Annotated in this window: 3 protein-coding genes and 1 pseudogene; all 4 read left to right on the plus strand. The window is 57.5% G+C overall.

The genetic code is table 11. The features are described from left to right. A partial coding sequence (locus tag KP814_RS31955; protein WP_253938798.1) for a terminase TerL endonuclease subunit occupies positions 1-1,079 on the plus strand: 1,079 nt, incomplete at its 5' end. After that, positions 1,079-2,284 (plus strand): annotated as a pseudogene (locus tag KP814_RS33050) (phage portal protein). The gene KP814_RS31955 and the pseudogene KP814_RS33050, both read left to right, overlap by 1 nt. A gap of 19 nt (positions 2,285-2,303) precedes the next feature. Next, the gene (locus KP814_RS31970; RefSeq protein ID WP_216740580.1) at positions 2,304-2,852 is read left to right on the plus strand and encodes an HK97 family phage prohead protease; all 549 of its coding nucleotides are present in this window, start codon (positions 2,304-2,306) and stop codon (positions 2,850-2,852) included. 14 nt (positions 2,853-2,866) lie between these two features. After that, the coding region (locus KP814_RS31975; protein ID WP_216740581.1) for a phage major capsid protein at positions 2,867-3,486 on the plus strand (620 nt) is incomplete at its 3' end.

The following is a 3,486-nucleotide window of genomic DNA, read 5'->3' on the forward strand; positions in this document are numbered from 1 at the left end:
CGACTTATACGAGCGACTTATACGAGACCATGGTGACGGGGCAGGGCGCACGCCGGCAGCCGCTGACGTTTATCATCACCACCGCCGGCAACAACATCGAAGGCCCTTGCTACGACAAGCAGACCGAAGCGCAAGAGATGCTGGACGGCGTCGCGCCGAATGACGAGCTGTTCGCGTTGATGTATGGCGTGGACGACCCGGAGCGCTGGGCGGACCCGGACGTATTGGCCATGGCCAACCCTAATCTGGGCGTTAGCGTTTATAAAAAGTATTTGGAAAGTCAGCAGCAAAAAGCGATTCGCAGCGCTCGCTTTCAGAACATATTCAAGATCAAGCATTTAAACATCTGGGTTACGGCGCGCTCGGCGTTCTTCAACATGGAGCAGTGGCAACGCTGCTATGACCCCAGCCTGATCGTGGAAGACTTCGAAGGCCAAGAGTGTATCGGCGGCCTCGACTTGGCCGGCAAACTCGACCTTAACGCTTTCATCAAACTGTTCTATCGCGACTTGATGGATGAGGACGGCAGAACCCGCCGGCATTACTACTGCCTCTCGCCGGTGTTCTGGGCGCCCGAGGATACAGTCAACAACCCGGACAACCGCAAGCTATCCAGTCGTTATCAGAAGTGGGTCAACCTGGGCGCGCTGACCGCCACCGATGGCGCGGAGGTGGACTATCTGGAGGTGCTGGCGGAAGTCACCGACACCAACCAACGCCACCCCATCGCGGAGATCGGCATCGATCCACACGGCGCTTTAAACCTGTCTCACCGCCTGGACGACGAGAACCTGAACCCGGTGCAGATCACGCAGAACTATTCCGGCATGTCCGCCGGCATGAAGGAGCTTGAAGCGGCCATCGCGGCCGGACGTTTCCATCACGACGGCCACCCCATTTTAACCTGGTGTATGGGCAACGTGGTGGGCCGCTACATGGGCGGCGCCGATGACGACATCGTCCGCCCGACCAAGGAACACAAAGACAAGAAAATCGACGGCGCGGTTGCGCTGATCATGGCCGTGGGCCGCGCCATGTTGGCGGCGGAAACCACCGGCCCCAGCATAAGGTTTGCCTGATGTTTAATTTATTCAGACGTAAAAGCACGCCGGTGATTGATAGCTCGGCCAAGCTCGCGGAGTTGCTGGGCGCATGGTATGACGCCGACGCCGGCGTGCAGATCACTCCCGGCAACGCCCCGGAGATCAGCGCCGTGTTTTCGTGCATCAAAGTCCTAACCGAGTCTATCGGCATGCTGCCGCTGAACCTCTTCAAAGAGCTGCCCGGCGGCGGATCGGAAAAGGCCAGCGGCCACCCTCTGCAAGCATTGTTGAAGCATGGCCCGAACGACTACCTGACCGATCAGGAATATAAAGAACTGATCGTCGCGCACCTGTGTTTGCGCGGTAACCATTACAGCTACATCAACCGCACGGCGTCAGGCCGGGTGCTGGAGCTGCTGCCCATGGCCCCGGACGCGGTGACGCCGAAACTCTCCGACAACTACGAACTGACCTATGACGTGCAGTTTAAAAGCGGCTCCGTTCGCACACTGCCGGCGGAGGAGGTGCTGCACATTCGGCTATGGAGTCTGGACGGCCTGACGGGGCTGAACCCGATTCAATACAACCGCCACTGTTTGGGCCTTGCGAAAGCGACGGAAAAGCATGGCTCCACACTATTCGCCCATGGCGCGAAACCCTCCGGCGTGCTCTCCACTGATCACGCGCTGACAGATAAACAATACGAGCGACTGAAACAGGAGATGGAGCTGCACCGCGGCGTCGCTAACCAGAACCGGGAAATGATCCTCGATGGCGGCTTGAAGTGGCTGCAGGTGTCGATGACGGCGTAAGACAGCCAGTTTTTAGAAACGCGCAAGTTTCAGCGCTCGGAGATCGCCGGCTTTTTCCGGGTGCCGCCACACATGATCGGCGACCTGGAGCGGGCGACGTTTTCGAATATCGAGCATCAAGACTTGGCGTTCGCCCGCCACACTCTGATTCCGTATTGCACCCGGATAGAAAAGCGCATTAACAAATCGCTGCTCTCAGACAAAGAACGCGCCGCCTATTTCGCCAAGTTCAACATCAACGCCCTGATGCGCGGGGATATGAAGACCCGCAGCGAGTACTACACCGCCATGATTCAAAACGGCGTCATGAGTCCGAACGAAGTCCGCATCCTGGAGGACATGAACCCCAGGGAGGGCGGCGACACCTATCTGACGCCATTGAATATGGCCGTTAACGGACAACCCGCCAACGAGACGGAAACGAATTAAGCAGCCACACGAGGCACGCATGCACACCAAGCAAAAGCTGGATATTCCATTAAAGATCAAGTCCCTCTCCGACACCGGCGAGTTTGAGGGGTACGGCTCCGTATTCGGGGTTAAAGACTCGTACAGCGACATTGTGGTCAAGGGCGCGTTTAACGCCTCTCTGGCGCGCTGGAAACAGCAAGGCCGCCTGCCGGCGCTGTTATGGCAACACCGCATGGATGAACCTATTGGCGTCTATACCGCCATGGAGGAAGACGAGCACGGTCTGAAGTTGTCCGGGCGTCTGCTGATCGACGATGACCCGTTAGCCAAACGCGCCTACGGGCACCTTAAAGCCGGCTCTATCTCCGGTCTCTCTATTGGTTATTCCGTCCCGTCCAACGGCATGGAATACGACAGCGCCAAAGAAGCCTTTTTGATAAAAGAAATCGACCTGTGGGAAGTGTCCCTGGTGACCTTTCCCGCCAACGATGAGGCGCGCATTGCGCAAGTCAAACACCGCCAACGAAACGCCGAGCACGCACAAGCCCTGGCCGCTCTTAAATCCCTGCAATCCCTGTTTAACTAAGGAACTTTCTATTTATGCCAGTCGAATTAAAAGACATCCAAGACGTAGCGGAAGAACTGACTAGCCGCTTCACGGAATTTAAATCAGCCAATGACTCCTCTATGGAGGCCACCCGCGCAGAGGTAATCAAGCTCACCGAAAAAACCGACAAGCTGAATGCCCAGCTCAGTGAACTGGAAGCCCTGAAAAAGGAGCTGGACGGCCTTTATAAAAAGCAGAACCGCCCCGGGACCGTGGAGGGCGATGCGGAATACCGCAAACACTTTATCGACCAGTGGATGCGCAAGAACAACGCCGCCGGCATTGAAGCCAAGGCCGTCAACCTGGGCGCGAATCAGGACGGCGGCTTTGGCGTGCCAGAGGAACTGGACCGCCAGATCCTGGAGTTGGAGCGCGAGCTGTCTCCCATGCGGGCGCTGTGCCGAAATATCCAAGTATCCACGGATGGCTACAAGCGTCTTGTTAACCTGGGCGGCGCCGGTTCCGGCTGGGTGGGCGAGACCGACGCCCGTCCGGAAACCAACACGCCCAAACKGGCGCAGATTGAAGCCTTCATGGGTGAGATTTACGCCAMCCCCGCCACGACCCAAAAGGCGCTGGACGATGTGTATTTCAACGTTGAGCAGTGGATCGC

The organism is Hahella sp. HN01, from assembly GCF_018986435.1.
Classification (GTDB): domain Bacteria; phylum Pseudomonadota; class Gammaproteobacteria; order Pseudomonadales; family Oleiphilaceae; genus Hahella.